Source organism: Cellulomonas sp. P4_B5_2 (assembly GCF_056402235.1).
Genome location: NZ_JBFUHU010000471.1, coordinates 1 through 2,011 on the forward strand (window position 1 = coordinate 1; position 2,011 = coordinate 2,011).

A 2,011-nucleotide genomic window follows, 5' to 3' on the forward strand; every position below is an offset into this window, starting at 1 on the left:
GCTCCACGGAGCTGACCCAGCACGAGGTGGCGTACTACTTCTCGGCGCTGGCGCTCGGGCTGCTGGGCGGGCTCGCGGTGACGCCGTCGGCCCTGAACGCCTCGCTGATGGTGATGGTCGTCGTGGTCATGGCGGTCGTCGACCACCCGCGGATGCTCCGGCAGTACCGGCAGCAGACGATGATCCTCGACTCGGCCATCACCGACGAGACCGCGCTCGCCGCGCACCTGGAACGCCTGCTCGGCGCCACGGTGCACACCGCGATCGTGCAGCGCGTCGACCTGGTCAACGACACCACCTGCGTGGACGTCCGGTACGAGCTGACCACGGCACGAGCCCGGGTGGCGGTGTCGGCATGAGCTTCGAGCCCATCGACCTCGTCGAGCTCACCGAGCGGGCGAGCCTGCAGACCCGGATCGACCGCAAGTACGTGGTCCCGGCGGACGCGGTCCCGGTGCTCCTGCGCGGCGTCGAGCCCGGTGCACGCATCCTCGAGATCGGCGACCAGCGCGACTTCGCCTACGAGTCGGTCTACTTCGACACCCCCGACCTCACTAGCTACCTCGGGGCGGCCCACCGTCGCCGGCGGCGGTTCAAGATCCGCACGCGCACCTACGTGGACTCCGAGCTCTGCTGGGTCGAGGTGAAGACCCGCGGTCCGCGCGGCAGCACGGTCAAGACGCGCCTGCCGTACGACCCGGACGACCGCGACACCCTGACCGACGAGGGCCGCCGGTTCGCCGACGACGTCCTCGACAACGCCGGGCTCTACAGCCCGACCCTGGTCAGCACATACCGCCGCTCGACCCTCTTCCTGCCGCGGACCCAGAGCCGCACGACCATCGACACCGGGCTGGTGTGGACGTCGGCCCTCACGGGCGGGTCGAGGGCGCTGCCGGACCGCGTGGTCATCGAGACCAAGACGGGCTCCACGCCCTCCTCCACCGACCGCCTCCTGTGGCGGCACGGCCACCGCCCGGTCCGCATCTCCAAGTACGGCACCGGCATGGCCGCCCTGCACGCCGACCTCCCCCACCACCCGTGGCGCCGCGTCCTCGACCGGCACGTCACCCGTTAGGAGCACACCCCATGCGACGCCTCACCCCGAAGTTCCTCGTCCCCGCCGCCCTCGTCGCGGCCCTGCTGGCCGGCTGCACTGCGACGGCCGACGCCGCGGACAGCACCGACTCGAGCACGACCGTCACCACGACCTCCGACGCGAACGTCACCGTCGAGCAGGCGATGGCCGCCAACACGGCCCCGTCCGACGTCGACCTGGAGGCCTCGTCGGACGAGGTCGCGGTCGACCTGGACGACCCGACCGCGACCGACGGCGTGACCGTCGACGGCAGCACGATCACGATCACCGCCGCCGGCACCTACCGGCTGAGCGGCACGCTCGCCGACGGCTCCGTCGTCGTGAACACCACCGACGACGGCGTGGTCCACCTGATCCTCGACGACGCCGCCCTGGCCAGCTCGACCACCTCCCCGCTGCAGGTCCTCGACGCCGACCAGGTGGTGGTCCACCTCGAGGGCGACAGCACCCTGTCCGACACCACCGCCTATGCGGACACCGACGACGCGAGCGCGGCCCTGTTCAGCAGCGCGGACCTCACGATCACCGGCGACGGCTCCCTGACCGTGGCCGGCAACGCGAACGACGGGATCGCCGCCAAGGACGGCCTCGTCATCGCGGGCGGCACCATCACGGTCGACGCGGTCGACGACGGCATCCGCGGCAAGGACTACCTCGTGGTCTCCGGCGGCACGCTCGACGTCACGGCGGGCGGCGACGGCCTGAAGTCCGACAACGACGAGGACGAGACGCTCGGCTACGTGGAGATCACCGGCGGCGACGTGACGATCGCGGCGGGTGACGACGGCATCGCCGCGCAGACCGACGTGATCGTCGCGGACGGCACGGTGGCCGTCGTCGCAGGCGGCGGCAGCGGGACCGCGGTCGCGGAGGACGCCTCCCCCAAGGGCATCTCCGGCACGGTGTCCGTGG

The 2,011-nt window shown here is 71.9% G+C and carries 3 protein-coding genes; all 3 read left to right on the forward strand.

From position 1 onward, the window contains the following. The coding region (locus tag AC1DUQ_RS21245) for a DUF4956 domain-containing protein (RefSeq protein WP_477074576.1) at nt 1–359 on the forward strand (359 nt) is incomplete at its 5' end. After that, nucleotides 356–1,078 (forward strand): polyphosphate polymerase domain-containing protein, encoded by a 723-nt coding sequence (locus AC1DUQ_RS21250; protein WP_477059694.1) that lies wholly within the window; start codon nt 356–358, stop codon nt 1,076–1,078. The genes AC1DUQ_RS21245 and AC1DUQ_RS21250, both read left to right, overlap by 4 nt. A gap of 11 nt (nt 1,079–1,089) precedes the next feature. Continuing rightward, the coding region (locus AC1DUQ_RS21255; protein ID WP_477074577.1) for a carbohydrate-binding domain-containing protein at nt 1,090–2,011 on the forward strand (922 nt) is incomplete at its 3' end.

Bases quoted from the DNA above. Each gene is read 5' to 3' on its own strand.
- AC1DUQ_RS21250 (WP_477059694.1), top strand. From the start codon at position 356: ATGAGCTTCGAGCCCATCGACCTCGTCGAGCTCACCGAGCGGGCGAGC.